Source organism: Paracoccus sp. IB05, assembly GCF_016405985.1.
Classification (GTDB): domain Bacteria; phylum Pseudomonadota; class Alphaproteobacteria; order Rhodobacterales; family Rhodobacteraceae; genus Pseudogemmobacter.
In genome coordinates this window covers 1-21,863 of the sequence record NZ_JAEFCF010000047.1, presented here as the reverse complement: position 1 = coordinate 21,863, position 21,863 = coordinate 1, and the positions used below count along the sequence as shown (strand labels likewise).

At 62.1% G+C, this 21,863-nt stretch carries 25 protein-coding genes; 17 read left to right on the top strand and 8 right to left on the bottom strand.

The features are described 5' to 3' along the window. Positions 1-819 precede the first annotated feature (819 nt). Positions 820-1,587 (bottom strand): dienelactone hydrolase family protein, encoded by a 768-nt coding sequence (locus JC607_RS22040; RefSeq protein WP_174213121.1) that lies wholly within the window; start codon positions 1,585-1,587, stop codon positions 820-822. Positions 1,588-1,590: 3 nt separating this feature from the next. Beyond that, the gene (locus JC607_RS22035) at positions 1,591-2,097 is read right to left on the bottom strand and encodes a ClbS/DfsB family four-helix bundle protein (protein WP_174213120.1); all 507 of its coding nucleotides are present in this window, start codon (positions 2,095-2,097) and stop codon (positions 1,591-1,593) included. A 143-nt stretch (positions 2,098-2,240) separates the two neighbouring features. Between JC607_RS22035 and JC607_RS22030 the strand changes: the two genes are divergently transcribed. After that, the gene (locus JC607_RS22030; RefSeq protein WP_174213119.1) at positions 2,241-2,588 is read left to right on the top strand and encodes a DUF1801 domain-containing protein; all 348 of its coding nucleotides are present in this window, start codon (positions 2,241-2,243) and stop codon (positions 2,586-2,588) included. 57 nt (positions 2,589-2,645) lie between these two features. Further along, positions 2,646-3,008, top strand: coding sequence for an MliC family protein (locus tag JC607_RS22025; RefSeq protein WP_174213118.1), 363 nt, complete (start codon positions 2,646-2,648; stop codon positions 3,006-3,008). A gap of 43 nt (positions 3,009-3,051) precedes the next feature. Here JC607_RS22025 and JC607_RS22020 read toward each other — a convergent pair whose 3' ends face one another. Then, entirely contained in the window at positions 3,052-4,569 is a 1,518-nt protein-coding gene (locus tag JC607_RS22020) for an MFS transporter (protein ID WP_174213117.1), read from the bottom strand. Between JC607_RS22020 and JC607_RS22015 the strand changes: the two genes are divergently transcribed. Further along, positions 4,568-5,212 carry a TetR/AcrR family transcriptional regulator gene (locus tag JC607_RS22015; RefSeq protein WP_233093082.1) on the top strand — a complete coding sequence of 215 codons (645 nt, stop codon included), beginning with the start codon at positions 4,568-4,570 and terminating at the stop codon, positions 5,210-5,212. The genes JC607_RS22020 and JC607_RS22015 overlap by 2 nt on opposite strands. A gap of 162 nt (positions 5,213-5,374) precedes the next feature. Here the strand turns inward: JC607_RS22015 and JC607_RS22010 are convergent, their stop codons facing one another. The 3 genes from JC607_RS22010 to JC607_RS22000 form a co-directional block, all read right to left on the bottom strand. Continuing rightward, complete coding sequence (locus tag JC607_RS22010; protein ID WP_174213116.1) at positions 5,375-6,211, bottom strand: hypothetical protein; 837 nt, start codon at positions 6,209-6,211, stop codon at positions 5,375-5,377. A 232-nt stretch (positions 6,212-6,443) separates the two neighbouring features. Further along, the gene (locus JC607_RS22005) at positions 6,444-7,112 is read right to left on the bottom strand and encodes a hypothetical protein (protein WP_174213115.1); all 669 of its coding nucleotides are present in this window, start codon (positions 7,110-7,112) and stop codon (positions 6,444-6,446) included. Between the two features lie 109 nt (positions 7,113-7,221). Beyond that, on the bottom strand, positions 7,222-7,458 hold the full coding sequence (locus tag JC607_RS22000) for a hypothetical protein (protein WP_174213130.1): 237 nt from the start codon (positions 7,456-7,458) through the stop codon (positions 7,222-7,224). A 226-nt stretch (positions 7,459-7,684) separates the two neighbouring features. On the opposite strand from JC607_RS22000, the gene JC607_RS21995 reads away from it, so the two are divergent. The 14 genes from JC607_RS21995 (at position 7,685) to JC607_RS21930 (ending at position 19,349) form a co-directional block, all read left to right on the top strand. Then, positions 7,685-8,014, top strand: a complete 330-nt coding sequence (locus JC607_RS21995) for a hypothetical protein (protein WP_174213114.1) — start codon at positions 7,685-7,687, stop codon at positions 8,012-8,014. After that, positions 7,968-8,684: a lytic transglycosylase domain-containing protein gene (locus JC607_RS21990; RefSeq protein ID WP_370584917.1), complete on the top strand. Its 717-nt coding sequence runs from the start codon at positions 7,968-7,970 to the stop codon at positions 8,682-8,684. Before JC607_RS21995 ends, JC607_RS21990 begins: the two co-directional genes overlap by 47 nt. Beyond that, positions 8,681-8,983: a TrbC/VirB2 family protein gene (locus tag JC607_RS21985; protein WP_174213113.1), complete on the top strand. Its 303-nt coding sequence runs from the start codon at positions 8,681-8,683 to the stop codon at positions 8,981-8,983. The genes JC607_RS21990 and JC607_RS21985 overlap by 4 nt, the downstream gene beginning before the upstream one ends. A gap of 12 nt (positions 8,984-8,995) precedes the next feature. Beyond that, positions 8,996-9,274, top strand: a complete 279-nt coding sequence (locus JC607_RS21980; RefSeq protein ID WP_174213112.1) for a type IV secretion system protein VirB3 — start codon at positions 8,996-8,998, stop codon at positions 9,272-9,274. Next, positions 9,264-11,654, top strand: coding sequence for a type IV secretion system protein B4 (locus tag JC607_RS21975; RefSeq protein ID WP_174213111.1), 2,391 nt, complete (start codon positions 9,264-9,266; stop codon positions 11,652-11,654). Before JC607_RS21980 ends, JC607_RS21975 begins: the two co-directional genes overlap by 11 nt. Positions 11,655-11,872: 218 nt before the next feature. Then, a complete protein-coding gene (locus tag JC607_RS21970) occupies positions 11,873-13,018 on the top strand; it encodes a lytic transglycosylase domain-containing protein (protein ID WP_174213110.1) in 1,146 nt (381 codons plus the stop codon). Further along, positions 13,015-13,785: a type IV secretion system protein gene (locus JC607_RS21965; RefSeq protein ID WP_174213109.1), complete on the top strand. Its 771-nt coding sequence runs from the start codon at positions 13,015-13,017 to the stop codon at positions 13,783-13,785. The genes JC607_RS21970 and JC607_RS21965 overlap by 4 nt, the downstream gene beginning before the upstream one ends. 17 nt (positions 13,786-13,802) lie before the next feature. Beyond that, the gene (locus JC607_RS21960; protein ID WP_174213108.1) at positions 13,803-14,450 is read left to right on the top strand and encodes a virB8 family protein; all 648 of its coding nucleotides are present in this window, start codon (positions 13,803-13,805) and stop codon (positions 14,448-14,450) included. Next, the gene (locus tag JC607_RS21955) at positions 14,447-15,187 is read left to right on the top strand and encodes a TrbG/VirB9 family P-type conjugative transfer protein (RefSeq protein WP_198838904.1); all 741 of its coding nucleotides are present in this window, start codon (positions 14,447-14,449) and stop codon (positions 15,185-15,187) included. The genes JC607_RS21960 and JC607_RS21955 overlap by 4 nt, the downstream gene beginning before the upstream one ends. Next, entirely contained in the window at positions 15,184-16,497 is a 1,314-nt protein-coding gene (locus JC607_RS21950; protein ID WP_174213107.1) for a TrbI/VirB10 family protein, read from the top strand. The genes JC607_RS21955 and JC607_RS21950 overlap by 4 nt, the downstream gene beginning before the upstream one ends. Further along, entirely contained in the window at positions 16,497-17,501 is a 1,005-nt protein-coding gene (locus JC607_RS21945) for an ATPase, T2SS/T4P/T4SS family (protein ID WP_174213106.1), read from the top strand. Before JC607_RS21950 ends, JC607_RS21945 begins: the two co-directional genes overlap by 1 nt. A 14-nt stretch (positions 17,502-17,515) precedes the next feature. Further along, on the top strand, positions 17,516-17,929 hold the full coding sequence (locus tag JC607_RS21940; RefSeq protein ID WP_174213105.1) for a hypothetical protein: 414 nt from the start codon (positions 17,516-17,518) through the stop codon (positions 17,927-17,929). Further along, positions 17,929-18,954 (top strand): type IV secretion system protein, encoded by a 1,026-nt coding sequence (locus JC607_RS21935; protein WP_174213104.1) that lies wholly within the window; start codon positions 17,929-17,931, stop codon positions 18,952-18,954. Before JC607_RS21940 ends, JC607_RS21935 begins: the two co-directional genes overlap by 1 nt. A 53-nt stretch (positions 18,955-19,007) precedes the next feature. Beyond that, positions 19,008-19,349 (top strand): single-stranded DNA-binding protein, encoded by a 342-nt coding sequence (locus JC607_RS21930; RefSeq protein WP_174213103.1) that lies wholly within the window; start codon positions 19,008-19,010, stop codon positions 19,347-19,349. Between the two features lie 509 nt (positions 19,350-19,858). Here the strand turns inward: JC607_RS21930 and JC607_RS21925 are convergent. Together JC607_RS21925 and JC607_RS21920 are read right to left on the bottom strand one after the other, a co-directional pair. After that, on the bottom strand, positions 19,859-20,773 hold the full coding sequence (locus JC607_RS21925; protein ID WP_174213102.1) for a cation diffusion facilitator family transporter: 915 nt from the start codon (positions 20,771-20,773) through the stop codon (positions 19,859-19,861). Between the two features lie 135 nt (positions 20,774-20,908). After that, positions 20,909-21,682, bottom strand: coding sequence for a MauE/DoxX family redox-associated membrane protein (locus JC607_RS21920; protein ID WP_198838909.1), 774 nt, complete (start codon positions 21,680-21,682; stop codon positions 20,909-20,911). Positions 21,683-21,863: the final 181 nt, after the last annotated feature.

Genomic DNA, 21,863 nt, shown 5'->3' with positions numbered 1-21,863 from the left:
TTTTCTACTCATGGTGCAGCAGGCCGAATAACTGTGCTGAAATCTAACCCGTTGCAAGCTCAAACCTCCCATAATCCAAGCCGGTTATGCTGCCTCTTATGAGCTTGACCGGACGTTCCAACTCAGCCAGCGGCAAGACATGAAATGCTCCGCGACGGCCAGTAACCTGACAATCGGTTCAAGGGGAACCTGGCGCTGCGCGAGCACAGCCGACAATGCGCCGATAGTGGGGTGCCATGGTCTCCCTCTGATATGGCGTCGGCGGACCCTTTCAGGCTTCCCGGCCGTGACGATCGCCGAATGAAACTACGCCGCCTGACGTCTGATGGGGGCACAGGCGGGATGGAATCGCAACCGTAAAATCGAGGCAAGATCTGTCGCCAACGTCGTTGCAGAAGTAGCACTCGAGCAGGATCTCCGCCGCAAATCCAGGAGGTGGAGCTTCTCGCTTTAATATCTATCTCTGTCTGACTCTTCGAAAGCGAAGCGACAGAACGGTACGCGGCGATAGGCATGCCTGACCTCTTTCTTAGGTTCGCGGCGGCCGCCACCCCGTGCTTCCGCCATCCCGCTTGCAGCCCTTTGTGACATTGCGGGAGATGCGGTGAGGTTTGGTGCTAGCGACAGCGAGTTTGTTTCTTTAGCTCATTGGCTGGGCTGTTGCGTCACACTGCACGCCCTTCTGAACGACTTTTCCTGCGGAGTGGTGTGTCATCGTTACCGGGCCTTCGGCGTGGCAATCGTCGTTTTCATCCAGACCTTGTCTGCCCTGTTCGCGCTTGGGGAGTTTCTGGCAAGAGTGCGACACCTAACAAGCGCTCAATGCGCGGTCGGAGCGTTCAGCATGTGGTCAAGATGGAGCTGCCACAGCGCAGGTTTGAACATCAGCCCATGACCGGCCCGGGCCGCGACGAACTGGCCCTGTCCACCAGCCGCCAGAAACTGCCCATGGTTTTCGCGGCAATGGCCGATGCTGTAATAGGGGTCTTGGCTGCCATGCAGCCAAAGCGTCGGAATGCCGGCGCTGGCACCTCGGCGAAAAAGCTGCGGGTTCAACACCTCATGGCCCGGGCAGGCCCGCCCGAGCCAGCCGCCGTTGAAATTGATCGCTGCCCTGAACAGCCCCGGCCGCATACCCGCATAGGCAATGGCGAGGATCCCGCCCCACGACACCCCGCCGATAGCCAGCCGCTCCGTATCGGCGCGCGCAAGCGCAGGAAGATGCGCCATCACGTCGTCTATATCCTCGACCGCGCGCTCAAACCCGGCCAGGGCGACAGCAACATCACAGGAATAGCCGCCAGCGGGGGCCAGTCCTTCGCCATAGGCGCCGCCGGATTTCCCCCTGCCGCGCCGCTGCGGGAAAATCGTCATCCAGCCGCGCTGTGCGAAGTATCCCGCGATCACGGCAGGGCTGATCGTGCGCCGGAAGACGGCCTCATTCAGCCCGCGCCCGGTGGAGCCATGGTTGAAGATCATTGCCGGAAAGGGGCCATTGCCGGGCGGTGTTGCGATCACAAGCTCCAGCCCCACGCCCACCTCACGCGAAGGGGCGAAAGCTTTCCCAATGTTGTAGGCGCGTGTCATCGCTCAGTCCTGTTGTCGCATCCAACTGCGTATCCTGCCACGCGCATTGGTATAGGGAGAGGACGTATTGAACTGGATCATCCGGCCCTTCGTCCACTTGCCATACCACGGCCTGCCATAAAGGTCCTCATTCGAGCGCGCCTTGATCGTCGCGGACAGCCGCACTTTGGCCGCCTTCAGCCGCAAGAGCAGTGCTGGCCAGTCTGCTTCGGCGTGATCTGCGTAAAATTTCTGCGCCAGCAGTCCAAGCTGGTTCCATTGAAATCCGGTCTCCGGGAAATCTGGTGCCTCGCCTCGATCATCTAGGTCGAGCCATTTCAGCACCAACTCGTTCCAGCCGATCAGATAGGCCACCAGATCGGCCGGGCTCATGCGCGTGCCCGTAACATGCCCGTCGAGCGAAGCGTCGCGGGCCAGCGGTGGCGGCACACGCTTGAGATCGGTGATAAGTCTCTCGAACGTCGTATCTATGGCGGCGAGCAACGTATCCCGGGACTGAGGAACGGCCATCCTGTATGCCTTCCGTATGATTTCAGCGGCGAAGGGGATGTGCCCCTTCAATGCCAACCTTGCAGCGCGGGTCAGCCCGCTGCAATGATCTGGCGCAATCCGGCACACCAGATTGGCCAGACGAGAGCACCTGAAAGCGCATCATGGACAAGATTACACAGTATCTGGAAGATCTGCGCCTGACTGCCGGTGAGCTTTACCCGATTGTCCGCACTTTGCGGCAACTTGCGCTGGCAGCGGGGCCGAGCGTTTCCGAGGAATTCAAATATGGCGGTATTCTTTTTGCCGCGCCGCGCCCTTTCTGCGGCATCTTCGCCTATAGATCGCATGTGACGGTCGAATTCAGTGCAGGTCATGCACTTGCGGATCCCCTCACGGTGCTTGAGGGCAAGGGCAAGTTGCGCCGTCATATCCGGCTGGAAAGTGAGGCAGAAATCGCCGCAAAGCAGGTCGGCAGCTATATTGTCGCCGCCGCGAACAGCTGTTCGTGATTTGTGGGCAGCCGGGGCGGTGCCATAAGCCCGGCTGCAGTGTAAGGAGTTTTGACAATGCGCGCAGTTATTCCGACCCTCGTTGCGACAATGATCGCTGGCACCGCTCATGCGGAGGTCTCGCTGTCGATCCCGCTGCAAACCGGCGCGACCAGCACGGTGATCACGGCGACCTACAGTTGCGCCGGGGGCGAGCCGTTTCAGGTACAATATGTCAATGCCGGGGCCAATGCGCTGGCCCTGCTGCCCATCGACGGCGAGCAGCGCATCTTCGTCAATGTCGTCTCAGGCTCGGGGGCGCGCTATGCCTCGGGCCCGTATGTCTGGTGGTCAAAGGGCGAGACCGCGACGCTTGAGGATGAGCTGGAAGAGGGCAGCCTCAAAGACTGCGTCTCGGCGGATTTGCCGGCGGCGGACTGATTGGTCGGGCGGGGGCGCAGAATGCGCCCCCGCTGATAAGATATCAGTGGTTCGAAGCGCCGCTTTTCACCTTTGCCAGCAGGACGAACACCAGCACCGCCAGCGCACCGATCAGCGCGGCAGCGGTCAGCAGCAGCACTGAATGGGTGGCGGAAAATGCCGCCTTGCCGGCGGCAATCACCGCCTCGCCCTGACCCGGTGCCAGATCGCGGGCTACCAGATAGCTGTCCCCGATCGAACGGGTCGCCTGTGCCACCTGTTCCGCCGCGAGCGCCGCAGGGGCATCGAAATGCCGTCCATAGACCACCGACATGAAGACACCAAAGAAGGTGATGCCCAGTCCGGTGCCCAGTTCATAGCCGGTCGCCTCAAGCGAACCTGCCGCGCCGCCCTTGCTGGCCTCCACTGAGCCCATGATGGCAATGGACGAGGCTGTCAGTCCGATGGAGAGCGCGAGGCCCAGCACCGCCAACACCATCGGTACCGCCAGCCCCGGTGTGTGGAAGTCGCTCAGCGCCAGCCAGGCCAGCGCGCCTGACGACACCGCCATCGACAGGCTGGCCACCGCGCGCAGGCCGAACCGGGCCGAGAGCCAACCCGCCACCGGTCCGCCAACTGCCGCCGCCACCATGATCGGGATCAAGAAGATCCCGGCCTGCAGCGGGGTTTTGTCCAGCACATATTGCAGCTCTTGCGCCAGCGTCAGTTCGACCCCTGCCAGCGATCCGCTGGCCACCATCGCCATGACCATCCCCGCCAGAATGGCCGGATGCGAGAACAGCGACAGATCCAGCATGGGCTCGGCGGCGTTCATCTGCTTGCGGGCGAAAAGCGTCAACAGGCCCAACCCGAGTGCCAGCACCGCCAGCACGACAGGCAGCGACTGCTTTGCACCGAACCCGGCCTTGATCGCGTAAACCGTGGCGATCATGCCGAAAATCAGCAAAAGCGCCTGCCCGATAGCCCAGTGACCCGGGGTAGTTGCCTCTTGCCGGGGCAGAAGCAGCCAGCAGGCGGCCACGACAACCACCATCACCGGGATATTGATCAGAAAGACGGAACCCCACCAGAAATGCTCCAGCAGCGCGCCGCCGATCAGCGGGCCAACCGCCGCCCCCGCCGCGCCGACCGTGCCCCAGAGACCAAGTGCCAGACCGCGTTCCTTCTCATCCTCGAAGGTGCGGCGGATGATCCCCAGTACGCAGGGCATGATCATCGAGCCGCCGAGCGCCAGCAGCATCCGCGCCGTGATCAGCACCGGCGCATTGGGGGCAAAGGCCGCGAAAGCCGAGGCGAAGCCAAAGATCACCAGCCCGGTCAGCAGGATGCGCCGGTTGCCGATCCGGTCCGCCAGGGTCCCCATCGGCACCAGAAGGCCAGCCATAAGCAGCGGATAGATGTCGATCACCCACAGCACCTGAGTGCTGGAGGCGGCCAGCGCCTGGGTCAGGCTGGGCACAGCGACATGCAGAATTGTCATGTCCAGCACGACCGGCAGGAATGCCAGCATCACCGCCAGCAGCACCAGCCAGCGTTTCGGGTCGGGTTGACGGACAGACATGATTCACCTTGGCTTCACTTCGCAGGTCTCATATAAATACGGTCGTATTGTTTTCAACAAGAATCTGCGAGGGCCAGGGAACTTGGGCAGAAAGCCGACGATCACCCGTGAAAAGCTGCTTGATATCGCCGAGGAACTGGTGCGCAGCGGCGGCGCGCCGGCGCTGACCATCGGCGCGCTGGCCCAAGCGGCAGGCATTTCCAAAGGCGGGGTGCAGTACTCCTTTACCTCAAAGGAAGATCTGGTGCGGAGCCTGGTCGACCGCTGGAACCAACAGTTCGATGCTCTGTTGGCAGAGCCGCTACCGGACGACCCGGTTGACTTCGTTCGCCGTTACATAGCGGCCACCCGGGCCTCGCAGCAGTTGATGAACGCCAAAATGGCGGGCCTGCTGATCAGTTCCCTCAAAGATCCGGTGCATCAGCAAGAGACGCGGGACTGGTATCAGGGGATGTTCGGCCGCCTTGACGGCCCCTCGCACCGGGCGCGGGCGGCGCGCGTGGCCTTTCTGGCGGTTGAAGGGCTGTTCCTGATGCGGATCAATGGCATCGACGAAGAAGGCGCATGGATCACGTTTCTCGATGACGTCGAGGCCACACTCGCCGAGCATATCGCCGGCCTTGGCGATGACGTGAGCGGATGATGGCTTGGCCCGGCGACAGGCCAATGCCGGAATGACAACACGATAATGCCTTTGCCGCCAGAGGGCACTCGGTCGTTTGCAATCGAGTGGGCTCGCTCATTGTTGTGTTGTCGAACGCATGAGTTTGGCCTTGCCGAAGGGCGAGGGTATGTGCCCGCAGATTCATCTGGATATGGTTGCGGACGCGACGGCTTTTCCATGAAGAGCGAGCCTCGCCTGGAACTCTGAGCAGCTAAATCTCTCTCGGATCTCCGCAAGTTGTGCGTGGTATCGCTTCTCTCCGATCATTCGCTTCAAATCGATTTCGTGGAAATGTCGATTGGCAAAGGGTGCCCGAGCGATGAGGCTTTGTAGTTCCTGCTGGAGCGGGCTGATGCCCGGCACCGAGCACTCTACAACTACCGGTGTGTGGCCCATTCCCTGCACCCGCCATTTCCGCATGAACCCGAGCAGATAGCCTGCCGGCACCGCCTCATAGCCGCGCCGCCGGTTGAACTCCCGGAACCTGTCCCAGATGTAGCGACTGTCTGCGCTGTGGCAGGGCAGGGTGGCCTTAGCCTTACTGATCAGCGCCAACCATCGAGGCGATGTGGCTTGCTTTTCACAATACACCCTTATCGTTCCGAAGAATACATTTTTGTTTGAATCTTCCTTATATAGAGCGGTGTCATCTGTGGTTGACACCTTCTCCTCGCGGTCAGTCTCATCACAGCCGGCGAAGCGGAAGAGCCAGGGGGCCAAGTTCCCGCGCCCCCTGTGGCGGACGAGGCGCAGCCCTGAAGCTGCCAACTCATTCAGCAAGGTGTGCAGATACTGGCGCGAGACATCCATCCTCTCGGCGAGATCTACGAGCGCAAAGGCTGCGGTCCCGCGCGGAAGGCCATTGTAGCCATCCTTCCAGGCAATGCCGTCGAGGATGAGGGTGGCGAGCTTGTGCGCGGCTGTCGACAGGCTGGTGTTGGTGATGCAACGAAGGATGGCGCCGGTGGTGAGTTCCATGATGGTTGTCTCCGGGCGAGCATCCGGATTCAGGATCAAAACACCACCAGTGCAATCAATAGAACATTATTGCTTGCACTACCTCGCCCCATCGGCTAGACCACTCTGGCTAGGTGAGTGTTAGCCTTTTGGGGTGGGTGGTGTTCTGTCTCTGACCGAATGTCGCTTTACCGGGGGATCGGTGATCCCCGGGCTGTAAACGAAGCCGGGGCCGCAAGGCCCCGGCGGCTCCTCAGTAGCGAACCTCTTCCGACCCGTAGTTGCCGGCATGATCGCGCCAGTCCACAAAGACCGAGCGCCAAGAATAGCTGCTGCAATGTGGGGGAATAGCTAGATCAGAGGCATCAGGGACAGCGGCGACTGACGATCGCGCCCACGCGTAGTCGCCCTGGAGGCCGTAGGATCCCAGCCTTGTGGCATCGCTGCGGATACAATCACCATCACGGTTTTGATGTTGGCTGAACTGGATGTGATAGACCCGGATGCTGCGGACAAAGTCGAAGGCATCATCGGATATGTCGATATCGGCCCGCTCCTGTGCCTGCACCAGGGTTAGATCTGCTGCGGCGCTCTGACCGGTTCCGGCAATCTCCCGCTCTTCCCGGAACGCAATGTCGTAGAGGCGCTCCATCGGGCTGAGAGGCGAGGGCCTATCAAAGGCTGCGCCCATTGGGCAGCGCCAGATCTGGAGTGGAGGCTCGACCGGCCAGGGCGTGATGCGACGGATGAACTCCGCCCGAGCGCGGGCGCAGGGCACGGAAGCGGGCCAGCCGCCTGCGAGGCAAAGCAGGATGGCGCAGTCGATCGGATAGCTCTGCGCCAACGCTGGAGGGGGTGCCCCGACGGCAGCGGCGAGCGCCAGAGAGGCTGTCAGAAGTCTGTGTTTGAAGGCAGAATACATGAAGGCGACTCACTCAGTTACGCCTTATCGCTACAATGCACTATCATTGATTGCAATGATCTTGCTTTGATTCGGCGCGCCGAGTCCTGCACGCGTACTGCGCAGTACGTCAATTGCTGACGATGGCCTGGAAGCGCCCGTAGTCCTGACTGACCTCCTGCGCCTCAAGGAAGGCCCGGGCCCGTTCCGCATCAAGGCAGCGGAAATAGTCCTGCACGTCGGCGATGTAGCTCTCGAAGTCCTCGCGGATCAGGTCGGCGTAAGCGCGGACGTCAGTCGCGTCGGATGGCAGCCACGGACGCTCCGGTGGCAGGCAGGTGGCGGATGCAGATCCACACATCACCATGATCGCAACGGCGTATGGAGCAATGCTTCTTGCCACCACGGTTTGCACGAAGCCCCTTCATTGCTTTGATTTGTCACAGATCTGGGCTATCCAGCTTTGTGCAGCGATGGTCTGTCGTCAAGACAATAAATAATCATTGCAAGCAATGATAGTGTAATGATACGGCTAAGGTGATTTGATTCACCTCGGCCCGAGCCATCCTATGGAGAGGAGCCGCGGGGAGACCATGCTAGAAGACGCCCCGAATGTGGTTACAGAAGACGGACTGCGCCAGTTGCTGGCCCAAGGTTATGCCGCCGAGGTCATCTGCCGATCGGCTGCCGAGAAGCGGCTCAATGCCTGGTATGGGCTCTGGATCGTCCGCGCCATCGGACCGAACGGCGGTGACGAGAAGATCGTCGTCACCAGCCGCAGCTATATCAAGGCGCGCGAGTTCAAGACCGTGGTTGGCCTTGTCAGCTTCCTTTCCGATCTCGGAATGCGCACGGCGCATATTCCGTTGGAAGAAGGTGGTCGCGCCCGCCACACTTTGCCCGAGACATCGCAGGCGGACTGAGTCCACCTGCAGCCTACTGGCAATTCTGACCTTGGCGGCGCTCGGTGCGACCGGGGTCAGGGCCGAAGGCTTCATCTTCGCGATGGCATCGGATGGCCAGCTGGCCTCGGTATCATCGGAACCCGGCTTCATGCGCCAGTTAGGCGCCGAGACGCCGGAGCGCCTGTTTCTCTTTTCCACCCCAACCGATGAAGAAGACGGGACAGGGGCGATAGTGGCCCCGCCGCGCTCGGCGGTGGCCAGCGCCGAAGTTCTGCAAGGCATCGAGGACACGGCTTTGCGGTATGGCGGCCATGTCGCGCTCCGCCTCGCCGGCATGAGCGTCACCGACTGGACGCTGTTTTACCGCGCCAATATCGAGGTCGAGAGCGCCTATGATCCGTCAGCGCTCAGTCATGCTGGCGCCATCGGGCTTGGTCAACTGATGCCGGATACCGCCAGCTTCCTCGGGGTCGATCCGAATGACTGGCGGCAAAACCTCGACGGATCGGCCCGCTATCTCCTGATGATGCTGGAGAGTTTCGGCACGCCGGAACTGGCGCTCGCCGCATACAACGCCGGGCCCGAGGCGGTTACCCGCCACGGCGGCATTCCCCCTTACACCGAGACCCAGGGCCATGTGGCCCGTGTGCAGGCCGTCTATGCGCGGCTGAGAGGAGCGAGTTCATGAAGTACACGCCTGTCACCGCCATCATGACGATGGCCTTTGTGGTGTTGGCCGGCCCGGTTCTTGCCCAGAGTATTGATCTTTCGCCGGTGCAAACCCTCCTGCAGGGCATCGTCACCGCGATCACCGGCCCTCTTGGTATCGTGATCGGCACGCTGGCACTAATCGGCGTGTTCCTGTCCTGGCTCTTTGGTATTCTCGACTTCCGTCAGGCACTCTGGGTGCTGGTGGCGATCGCCGGCATTGCCGCCGCACCGACCATCGTTGCAGCCATCTGGACCACACCCTCCCCGAGGCCTTGAGGGGTAAGATCCATGGCGGAACAATCGCGCGTCTTCATCGGCCTTTTGCGGCCCCCCAAATTGCTGGGGCTGCCGATCATGTATGCCATGGTCTGGCTTTTCGGCTCGTCGATGCTGTTCCTCTGGATCCAGAACTGGATCATCGCCGTGGCGGCCGGGATCTCCTGGCCGCTCTTGTGGAAGGCCGCAGACTGGGATCCGCATTTCCTCGACGTGCTGGTGATCACTCTGCAGGAAACGCCGCCGACGCGGAACCGCAAGCAGCACGGGGGTGACAGCTATGCCCCGTGACACGATTGCCGTTCGGTCCGCCGAGATCGACCTACCCGACAACCCGCTTGCTGCTTTGCCGGAGTGGGCCGGGAAGGAGCGGCGGCTGGCGCATATGCTGCCCTATGTCAGCCTGGTGAACGCCACCACTATCCGCACGCGGGGCAATGAGCTGATGCAATGCCTCCGGCTTGAAGGGGTCAACAGCACCACCACCGAGGACAGCCATCTGGATCGCATCGGCGCCATTCTTGCCGGAGTGGTGGCGCAGGTCGGGACCGAGTTCTCCTTCTTTCTGCACAAGGTCTCGAAGGCGGTCGAGACCGGCTTGCCACCCATTCCGGGCGAGGGCTTTGCGGCGGCGGTCGATGCACGCTGGCAGTCAGACCTGGCCAAAGGCGGCCTGCGCGACAAGACCCTGACCCTCTCTGTCCTGAAGCGCCCCGATCCCGGCAGTCGCATTCCTTTCGCGGCAAACCTGTCCCGCAGCCGCCTTGCCGCCGACACGGCACGCCGCCTGCGCAAGCTCGATGAGGTGGTGGGATTCCTCCTGTCCAGCTTCGCCGACCTGAAGCCGCGTCTGCTCTCGGCCGAGAGCGGCGAGTTGCTCGGTTTCCTCGGCAGCCTCAACACCGGCGAGGAACACCCGCTCTTCCCGGCCTCGCGCCTCGGTATCCTCGCCGAAGACGTCGCCAATACCCGCGTGACCTTCCGTGGCGCGGAGATCCACCTCACCGATGGGGCAGTGGGCGAGAAGTTCGGCGCGATCTTCGCGGTGAAGAACTATCCAGCCAAGACCGACAGCCTGATGCTCGATGAGTTGAACCTGCCGGTCGACATGGTCGTCACCCATTCCTTCGTACCGATCAACTCGAACATCATGGCGGGCCGGATCAAGCGCCAGCTGCGGTTGATGCAGGCCAGCAATGACGGCGCGGTCAGTCTGGCCCAAGAGCTGGAGCTGGCGCAGGACGATCTGGAATCGAAGCGCCTGATCTTTGGCGAGCACCATATGACCGTGGCGGTCTATGCCCGAAGCCGCGCCCATCTCGATGATGTCTGCGCCGAGATCCGCAACATCTCGGCCAGTTCCGGCATAAACCTGATCTCGGAAGGCTTCGGGTCGCGTGCGCATTACATGGCGCAGCATCCGGGCAACACCGGTGCGCGCAGCCGCAAGGCAGCGATCACCAACCACAATTTTGCAGATCTCGCGACCTTCCACCGCACGCCACTCGGCAAGACAGGGCCGGAACTGCCCTGGGGCGTACCGATTGCCCTCTTCCCGACGCCCGAGCGCAGCGGGTTTCGGTTCAGCTTTCACGAACAGGGATCGCCGGACAAGGAGCCAACCGGGGGGCATACCCTTATCCTCGGCCGTCCCGGTTCCGGCAAGTCGGTGCTGGCGGCATTCCTCATGACCATGGCGCGGCGGGCCGGGGCACGCCTCTTCATCTTCGACTACCGCGCCGGGATGGAAATGGCCGTGCGCGCGCTTGGCGGCAGCTATGCAACCGTCCGCGCTGGCAAGCCCACCGGGCTGAATCCACTCCAGACCGAGATCGACAATCGCGGTCAGGCCTGGTTGACAGACTGGCTCGCAACATTGCTTGAACGTCGCGACCGGCCCCTGACGCCGGTGCAAACCAATCGGCTGCAGGAGGTGGTGCGCCAGAACGCCGGCGCCGATCACGCCGGGCTGCGCAATTGGTCAGACTTTGCTTCGTTGCTGGTGTCCACGGATGATGATGGCGATCTCTTCGAGCGGATGCAGGAATGGACCGAGACTGGCCGCTACGGCTGGATCTTCGGCGCCAATGCGGAAGACAGCTTCTCGCTCGGCGGCGAAGTCTCCGGCTTTGATCTGACCGGCATCCTCGATTCCGAAAGCGAGCAAGAGCGGATGGCAGTGCTCTCCTATCTCTTTCGGCGCGTGGAACGGGTGATCGAGGACCGCTGCCCGACCGTCATCCTGATCGATGAGGCCTGGAAGGCGCTCGACAATGCCTATTTTGCGGATCGCTTGAGCAACTGGCTGGTCACGGCCCGTAAGCAGAACGCCGTCGTCGTGATGATGACTCAGTATGCTAGCCAGTTGGAGCGCACCCGGACCGGCAAGACCATCGTCGAAGCGGTGCCGACCCAGATCCTGCTGCCGAACATCCGCGCCAGCGCGGCCGACTATGCCATGCTGGGTCTCAGCGGAAAGGAACTCGATGTCCTTCTGGGCGTCGGCACAGCCTCGCGACTGGCGCTGGTGCGCGACGACCGTGGCTCGGTCGTCATCGACGCCGATCTCTCAGCCCTCGGCCCTCTCGTGACCGTCCTTGGCGGCATGGAGAAGGGCGAGCAACTCGTGGGGGCGGATTACCGCGACCGCCCTGATTTCTGGAAGGTGTAGTGTGATGTCTCGTGTAAATGGTTTCCGGTTTACCCATCTTCCCGTCCTCGGCAGTCTCCTGCTCCTCGCCGCTTGCGCGGGCGGGCAGGCCCCACGGGCCAATTGCTTCAGCTTTGCGGAGCACCCAACTGGTGTCACGGTCTCGACCATGGGCGGCGAGGTCGCGCGGGCATCAGATCCTTGTTCCTTTACTCTGCTCGGCGCGGTGGACTGAAGCCATGGTCAGGCTTCTGCCACAGGTTCTGATCGGCATGTCGCTGGCGCAGCCCCTGGCGGCGCAGGGCGTGCCCACGGTTGATGCTCAGGCGATTGCCCGAACTGCGGCCACCATCACGCAGCGGGATCGTGACATCGCCCTGCAACGGGACCGACTAGCCCGGGAAGAGGAGCTGGCCGAAATCGAGCGTCAGCAGCTCGTCTCGCTCGAGAGCATTCTGGGCGCGGTGACCACAGGTGCTAGCCCGTCCGTGCGCGCGACGGTGGCAGCACTGGAGGCCGGGAATGGGGGAGAGACGGCGGCGGTGGCGGTCTATGCAACTGACGACGGTAATCCTGCCGCCAGCCGGCTCTTCGGGGACGCTCGGGAGACGGTCGAGGAACTGATCATCCGCGCGGCCCGCGACACCCATTCTCTTTCCGGCGTCTCGCGTGCCGGCCTGACACCAGTGCAATGGCGCTGCCTGTTGCAGGCGCTGATCTGGCAGGAAAGCCGCTTCCAGATCGGAGCGCGTTCCCCTGTGGGTGCGTTCGGTCTGACCCAGATCATGCCCGGCACCGCCAGCGATCTGGGGATCAATCCGGAATACTACGACGATCCCTACCTGCAGGTGACCGGGGGCGCGCGCTATCTGGCGCAGATGCTCGCCATGTTCGATGGCAATATCATCCATGCGCTCGCGGCCTACAACGCCGGGCCGGGGCGCGTGCAGCAATACAGCGGCGTGCCGCCCTTCGCCGAGACCCAGAACTATGTCGTGGTGATCCCGGCGCAGTACAACCGCTACCTCGCCATGGTCGGCGGTCCGGATGCGCTCGGGACCATCGATCCGGTGTTGCTGGCGAACGCGAGTTTCAGCCTCTCGGCGCATGGATCCGGCGTCTATGGCGACTACTCGATGGTGTCAGTTCAGGCCGCGGCACAACGCTTGCATGACATAATAAGTCTTATCAGCCAAACGGAAGACGTACAGGAATCCCTCGCCCTCAACACCTATGCGCGCGCCGAACTGGCGCGGATCGTCGCGATCCGCACCCGCCTGAAGGCGGCGCAAACCCAACCCCTCAGCGATGAACAGCTGGCACTGGCCGCAGCCCAGGCGGCCGAGCGGCGGTTCATGGATTTTACAATGGAGGATCTGCGATGAGATATCTGCTGATCAGCACTGCCCTTTGCCTCGGCCTCGCCACCGGTGCTTCCGCGCAGGGTGTGCCCACGGTTGATACCCAGAACATCGCCCAGGAGATCCGCCAGCTGCAGCAGATGCTGGAGGATTTTGGCATCCAGAGCGATATCTTCGAGAATGCACTCGAGCAACTCGATGTGCTCCAGCAGCAATTCGACCAGCTCCAGACCATGTATACCTCGCTGACCGGGCCGCGCGAGATCCTTGGTCTACTCATGGGCGGTGACCTCGATCAGCTGCTTGAGGCCAAGTTCGAGGACATCCCCGGTCTGATCCGTGGCATCCAGCAAGGCGACTGGAGCAACCTGCTCGGCGTGACCGCCGGGCCGATGCGCAGTCAGATGCAGGCGGCGCTCGCAAGTGCGGGGTTTGACGAGGATTCCCTGCGCGAGATCGCAACCAGCGGCAATCCCGGTGCCGAGGGGATCGCCACGCGGGCAACCACCGGTGCCGTGCTCTCGGCGGCGGCCCAGAACAGTCACGAGGAAGCCGCGCAGTCGCTCGCCCGGGTTGAACGTCTGGTCGCGATGATTCCCGATATGGAGGATCTGAAGGCCTCGATGGACCACAATACCCGTGTCACAGCGGAACTCGCGATTGCCATGACACGCATGTGGGAGTTGGAGGCGATCCAGACCATCGGTGCGGGCAATGCGGGCGTGGTCGATGCCGCGACCATCGCCGAAGAGCGGCGCTACATGGATTTCACCATGCCGAGCCTCGAGTGAGCGCGGCGGATCCGACGATGAGCATCCGGGATGTGGTCGAGGAAGAGCTAGTTTATGGTGCTCTGCGCCGGGAACGGCAGTGGCGGGTCATCGGGATCGCGGGCGCGGGCTTTGGGGTTCTCGGCTGTCTGGCGGCCGCCGCTGTCGCGATCTTTGTGGAACCCCCGCTGCCTGTCGTTGTGCCCTATGATCCGGAAAGCGGCCTCGCCCTGCCCAATGCCACGGTGCAGGCCGTGCGGCTATCCGAGCGCCCGGCGGTGATCGAGTCCCAGATCTACCGCTACATTCTGGATCGAGAGACCTACAACCAGCTCGACAATGATCTGCGGGTGAACCGGGTTCTGGCGCAATCGGCGGGTGCGGCCGAAGCCGGCATGCGGGCGATGTGGACCAGCGGGCAGGAGAGTTTCCCACCGACGCGCTATGGGCCCACTGCTGAGATGGCAGTCGAGATCGCCAGCATCACCCTGATCGGCGAGAACCGGGCGCAGATCCGGCTGCGCAAACGTCTGACGAGCCCGCAGGGCGGTCAGGTCGGCCTCTTCACCGCAACGCTGATGTTCGAGTTCCGGCCCGAGCGGGCACGCAGCATCGATGATGTCTGGCAGAACCCCTTCGGCTTCACCGTGACCCAATATGCCATCAGATCGGACCGGTCGGAATGAACCGCTTCAGGCCAAGCGCCCTGCCCCGCCTCACCTCGCCTTCCCGGCTTCTGGCCGCGGCACTCATTGCCATGGCTGCCTTTCCCGCTCTCGCGGAAACCACGCCGCGCCCGGGTGGTCATGACCGTCGGGTGCGGATTGCCACTTGGACCGAGGGTCAGGTCTACCGGGTGGTCACCAACCTGACCCGGGTCACTTCGGTCGAGTTCGGCGAGGGCGAGTCCATCCGCTCGATCATTGCCGGCGACACCGCCGGGTTCCAGTTTGACGGTGTTCCGGGCGGCCGGGCCTTTGCCATCAAGCCGGTGGCCTCCGGGGTGGCGACCAATATCACCGTCTACACCAACCGGCGCTCCTATTATTTCCACGTGGTCGAGGTGCGCGAGACCCCGCATTATGTCGTTCAGTTCCGCTATCCGGACAGCACCACGCCAGTGGCGAATGCCGTGGCTGCCGGCGCGCCGAACAGCAACTATGCGGCCAGCAGCCAGACCGAGTTTACGCCGACCGCAGTCTGGGATGACGGCACCTTCACCTACTTCCGCTTCCCGCGGAACACGCCGATCCCGGCGATCTTCCGCTGGACGGGCGGCCGCGAGCGCACGGTAAATTCGGTGGCGCAGGACGAAGGCGTGATCCGCGTCTCCGGAGTCCACCGCCAATGGGTGCTGCGTCTCGGTGAGGAAGTGATCTGCATCCAGGACATGTCGGATGCCGAGAACGGAGCCGCGTCATGAGCAGCGAGCCCGACGATCTCTCCGCCCGCCTTGCAGCCATCGAAGCGTCAACCGGCAAACGCAAAGCCCGCGCCCGCCCTTCCCTCTTCACGGCTCTTCTGGGCAGTGTCGCCATCCTGACCGTCGGTGGTCTGGGCTGGATGCTGATGCAGCCAAAGTCAGAACCCAGTATGCCGACTGCTGCCGCTGAAGAATTCCAGACGGCGGGTTCGGGCTTTGGAGAGTTCCCGCGAACGCCGGCCCCGGAACCTGCGCCCGCCCCTGCCCCGGTTCCGGAAGGGCCAAGTGCTGCCGAACTCGAATTGCGCGAAGCCCTTGCCCGACTTCAGAGCGAACTCGAGGAGCTTCGTGCACGCCCGGTAGAGACCGGGGATCCTGGAGCGCAGGCGGCAATCACCGATCTGACGGCACAGATGGCGGCACTGGAAGCGAGCTCAGCGGAGGCACGCGCCGCCCTAGAGCGCCAACTGGTCGAGCGGGATCGCGAGCTGGAGCGGATCCGCATGGATCTGGAAATCGCACGCCTCGGACCGCAGGGAGAGGGCGAGGAAGATGCGCGACTTGCCGAGCTGGAACGTCGTCGCGCCGCGGAGGCTGCCGCACGCGAAGCGCGGGTGAATTCGCCCATGCTGGCCTGGTCCGGGATGGGCGGCGGGGCTGAAGGCGAAACGGCAGTCGAAGCCGCTCGTCTCAGCCCCGATGAGGCCTTTGTCCGCGGCGGCGCAGCGCCTGCGCCGGTGACCCGTGCCGAGTTGATCGTGAATCCAGGCCATACCGTCGTGCAGGGTACGATGATCCAGGCCGTGCTGGAGACTGCGATGGACAGCACCCTGCCGGGCGTGATCCGCGCCGTGGTCTCCGAGGACGTGCATTCCTTTGACGGCACCCGTGTGCTGATCCCGCGCGGCGCGCAACTGATCGGGCGCTACCGCTCCGAGGTCTCGCTGGCGCAGTCCCGTGTCATGGTCGGCTGGGACCGCATCATTCTTCCCGACAACCAGACGGTTGCGATCAGCGCATTCGGCGGGGACGAACTCGGGCGCTCCGGTGTCACCGGCGATGTCGACACCCGCTTTGGCCAGCGCTTCGGCTCGGCGGCGCTGATTTCTCTGATCGGAGCGGTGCCCGCAGCGGCAGCGGCCAGTATCGACGGCGAGACCACATCGGAAGCTGCGAGCGATGTTGCGGGCGATCTGCGCGATGCCAGCCGCAGCGTCATGCAGGACTACCTGTCGATCCGCCCGGTGATCCGCGTGCCGCAGGGCACCCGCATTACCGTCATGGTCGACCACGATCTGGAGATCCTCTGATGGCGGCAAGTTATCTTGAAGCCTCCCTCGCCCGCCTCGGCGACGCGATCCGCCGCCCGGATCTGATCGAGATCTGCATCAACCCCGATGGAAGGATCTGGGGCGAGTTCCAGGGCGATCATTTTATGCGGGATCTCGGGCGCCCGCTCTCGCTCACGGAAATCCGCGACCTCGGCAATCAGATCGCCTCGGCTGCGAACACCACGCTCAGCGCCCGCAAGCCCATCGTCTCGGTCAGCATCACCTGGGGCGACCGGCCGATCCGGGCGCAGGTGATCCAGCCGCCAGCGGTCGAGGGTGGATTTTCCATTTCGCTGCGCTTCTTCTCCTCCCTGCCCCTGGACAAGATCAGTTTCGGGTTTCTCTACGGGCGTGAACGAAGCCTTGAGGGGTTGCGCAAGGAACGCAATCTCGCGCTGCGCACGGTCGTCGCCTCGGGCGATATCGAAGCGTCGCTGCGGTTCTGCGTCGAGAATAAACTCAACATGATCGTCTCGGGCGGCACCTCGACCGGTAAGACCGTCGCGGCCCGCAAGATCCTCTCCCTTGTTCCAGTCGAAGAGCGCATTCTGACCATCGAGGAGGCGGCCGAACTGCGGCCCGAGCAGCCGAATGTGGTGACGCTGATCTCGGACCGGGAGTCAGAGATGCGCAGTGCCGATGCCCTGCTGACCTCGACCCTGCGGATGCGGCCCGACCGGATCGTGCTGGGCGAGGTGCGCGGCAAGGAGGCCCTCACCTTCCTCGAGGCGATCAACACCGGCCATGGTGGATCGCTCACCACCCTTCATGCCGAGACCCCGCAGCTCGCGGTCCGCCGCCTTGCCATTGCTGCCCTGAAGACCGACCTGCCGATGACCTATGCCGATATGATCACCTATATCGAGGGCTCGATCGACGTGATCATCCAGGCAGGCCGCCATGAAGGCGCGCGCGGCATCACCGAATTCTACCTGCCCGGCACGGGCGAGGCAGCCACCCGAACCCGCCTTGTCGCCGAATGATGAAAGGGAATCCCATGCGCAATCTTTGCATTGCCGCTGTCTTCGCGGCCACCGCGCTTCCGGCGCTCGCCCAGACTCCGATCACCAATGATCTGACGGTGACGATGGAGCCGCAGCGATACCGGATCTGCAATGACCGGCCCGCGCGACCGATCTGGGTCGAAGAGGTCAATCCGCGCGAGGCATACAAAGCCCTGACCCTGATGGGCCTCTATGAGCTGCGCTCCTGGGAGGCCATTGTGCAGAGCGAGGATTGCTCCTGTGAAATCCGGTTCCCGGACTGGGCGGCCGCCGCCGCCGAATACACCGAGCGGTTCGCAGACATTTCTGCGCCGGAGCACACGCAAACGCAACGCGCCCTCCGACGGCAGACCAATGATCTGCGCCATGCTGTCCAGGCGATCTGCGAAGCCCAGGGCAACTGGTAATGGGCGTCGTCAGCTGGATGGTCGGTTCCGCCGATAGCTTTCTCGCCTCTGCTGCGGAATCGCAGTTCGGGGCGGTGGCGGGCAATATCGGCACGATCACCCTGCTGATGGTGACCCTGTCCCTGATCGGGCTCTGTATCAACATGGCCTTCCAGTATCGCAGCATGGATGGGGCCACTTTCTTCTGGTACCTGCTGAAGCTGACCCTGATCGGCTTTTTTGCCTTCAACTGGACCCATTTCAACGCTGTTGCCAATGCGGTGATCGGCGGTCTGGATTACATTGCGGGTGCGCTGGTTGCCTCGGTTGGCGGTGGTGGCGCAGGCGCAACGCATTTTGCGGCGGAGTTCGACAATCTGATCGAACAGTTCACCGGCTATCTGAACGCGATCGGCAACAATCTCGGTTGGATGGCCGGCGCGATCCTGAGTGGCATCGGGCTGATCCTTCTGAGCCTGCTCGGCTTTATGACCGGGATCGTGCTGATCTTCGCCAAAATGATGCTCTCGCTGATGCTGGGCCTCGCGCCGGTGATGATCGCGCTGTCGCTGTTTGACGCGACGAAGGACTTCTTCCATCGCTGGGTCTCGACCACTGTCAGCTATGCCTTCTATCCGGTTGTGATCGCCGCAATGTTCTCGACTGTGGTTGGGATGGCGAACGCGCTGCTCACGCAGATGGGAGATCCGGCTTCGGCGACCAATATCGGATCGCTGGTGCCTTTTTTCGTCATCGTCTTCCTCGCCAAGGGCTTTGTCGCTGCGACGCCTCTGATCGTGCGTGGGCTTTCGGGGAATTTCATGGTGGTTGCTGCGCCGGCGGTGGCAGCGGGCACCGCCGCGATGACACGCGGGATGATGAACACCCCGGGCGTCCGAGCGCGCGAGAGGACGGGCAGTCTCAGCACCGGAGAGATGGTTGGCCGCCAGATCGCCCAAAACGCCCCCGCCGTGAAAACCGCCGCCATGGCCGCTGGTGGTCAGATCGTGCGGGTTGCCGAAAGGGCCCGCCGTCTCGGGAAATAGAACCGCCCGCGGTGCGAGCCTTTGAAATCAGTATCGTAACGAGGAGAACAGAGATGTTGTACACCCATGCCGAATTCCAGATTCAGGGCTATGTGGGGCGCCGGACCGAACTCGGAGGCGGCAAGGTGCTGAAGGTCAGCATCGCGGCCACCGACAGCTGGCGCGACAAGGACAGCGGCGAGTTGCGCGAGCGCACCGACTGGAACACCGTCACTCTCTTTGAACGTAGCACCACAGGTTTTGCCTGGCTGAAGGAAAACCTGAAGCCCGGTGATCTGGTGCATGTCCGGGGACGGATCGCGGAAAGTAACTATGAGAAAGACGGGCAGACCGTCTATGAGACTTCGCTCGCGGCCGACCGGTTTGCTGTCGTGCCGACCGGCAAGGATGCATAGGATTTATCCAACCGGCACTGAACAGTTGGCAGGAGAGGTACTACTGCACCTCTACCTTTCAGGCTATACGGGCTATGTCTTTCCGCGCTGGCTGCGAAAGCTGTTCGCGCAGTCGCGTTGGCATCGAGCCTGGCTTTTGGGCTCTCTGGCGTATTTCGAAGAGGATGGCCTGCGCTATGGTCCAGCCAATCGCTATGGTTCGCGAAGCCGCTTCGCTGCTCGAGGATGGATATCACCCCACTGAGTTGCTGGCGCACTGTTCCAAGGCAGACAGGAGGGCTGAATCTCGCGGCAGGCCATGGGAGCGTGGGATAGTTTAGCCGGACTAGTTAGTGACGACAGGCGGAGCTCTCGATCGGCCAGCCGCCGTTTCGACGGCAATTGAACAAAAGACGCGCGAACTGCTCCAAGTTGAGAGGGCCACCTCTAGGCCCTCCCAAGCGAGGTTACGGCCCCGTTTCTCGATCAGAAGCCAGCCACAACTGCCGCAAAATGGTTGGCACTTATTTCTACAGGTTTTCACCCCGCCAAAGTTCGCCCGGCGGGTCCACCTGCACAGTTACATGATCAATATCATATTTCTTCTTGAGCGAGTCTGCGACAATCCGAGGCAAAGAAAGAGTGTCTGCTCCTGTAGCCGGAGTGACATGCACCGTAGCAACGACGGTGTCGTCGGTGAGTGTCCACGCATGAAAATGCGCGGCTTCGTCAACTTCATCGAGTTCTGCCAGCGCCAACTCTGCCGCTCTTGCATCCAGACCTTTGGGGACAGCCTGCAGCAAGACGCGGATCGAGTCCGAGACCAGCGCCCATGCTGACCTGACGACAAGCACCGCAACCAGAACGGATAGCAGCGGATCAAGGAAGGACCAGCCGGTGAGCATAATGCCGATCGCAGCGGCGATGGCCCCAACCGAACCTAGAAGATCGCCGATCACATGCAACAGGGCGCCGCGCAGGTTGCCATCGCCCTTGTTGCCCGACCACAGGATCCAGGCACCGGCAAGGTTCACCAGAAGCCCGATTGTAGCAACGATCAGCATTGGTCCGGCCAGCACCTCGACCGGCTGGTTGAAGCGCTGGATGGCCTCCCAGGTGATCCAGGCAACAAGCAGCAAGAGCGTAGCCCCGTTTGCCAGAGCCGCCAGGACGCGCACCCGATGGAAGCCATAAGTCCGGGTGCCATCGGCCGGCCGTCGCGCAACCCTATAGGCAATCAGGGCCAGGAGGAGAGCCGCCGCATCGGAAACCATGTGGCCAGAGTCGGCAATGAGAGCAAGAGACCCGGACAGCCAGCCTCCGATGGCCTGAACCACCGCATAGCCTGCGGTAAAGATGAAGACGAAGCGTATCCGGCGTTCGTTGTCGGAGGTTACGGTCTGGCCATGATCATGACCGTCTTCATCATCGTGTTGCGCTGCCATGCTCGTTCCTCTGGATGACTCAGAAACACTGATCGATTTCTGTCTGTTTTATCTACTTCTGGCCCGGAGACGTGGCGACGTTTCGGGACAAACGGTTCTTTTAGAACTCCTTCAGAGAAAGAGCCTGCATTCTGGTCAAGGCATCGCCATCCCGGTTTTCGACAGCATCCACACAGCCATGGCGATCATCATCAGGTTTTCGGTCAACGACACGAAACCCAATGGCACATTGCTGTCGCCGCCGACACAGGCGCATTTCAGTTCGCGCTTGTCGATATAAACGGCCTTGAAAACGGAAACGGCACCAATCGTTCCGATGAAGAGCGCAAGCGGAATGGAAAGCCACATCATGATACCTGCCAGCATCAGCAGACCTGCGAGAGCTTCGGCATAGGCATAGATATACGCATAAGGAACCCATCGCTGCGCGAGCAGGTCGTAGTTCAGGAACATCGTCGAGAACCCCTCGACATCTTTCAGCTTCTGCAGCGCCAGAAGACACATGGCGGTGGAGATAAAACGCTCGATGGCAGGAACCGGGACAATGCGGCCCTCGGCGATCCAGCCGACCGCCAGTGCCATGAGTGCTGCCATCCCGAAAAGTGCAATGACCGGCTGGTAGGTGACGGTGTCTTTGGTGGCCGTAGTTCCACCCAAAAATTCGACAAGATCGTCATGTCCGCCAATACGTTTTCCGTCAATGAAGGTCTGTGGCGTTGTCTTAACGCCATGCTCTGCCTTGAAGGCTTCCGTCTCTGCTTTGCTCGTCAGATGATGGTCCCTGACGGAAAACCCATTGCGTTTCAGCAGGTCGAGCGATTTGAGGCCATATGGGCAGATGTGACCCGGCATCACCATTCTGTAGATCTCGGCCTGTCGGTGTTTTGAGGTCAATGGCTCGCTCCTCATTATGACCGGAGGCTTCGCTTTTTCTGAAGCCACTTCTTCCGCGTGCTGTCTCACTGCCCCTGACTGCTTTTAGCAGTCAGGATCCGGCAAGCTGATCATTTCCAGTTTCATTGCCCGCTCACTGGAATCAACGGTTCCCATGATTGGAACGGGGGATTTCCGCCGATTTTTCTGTGGGGTT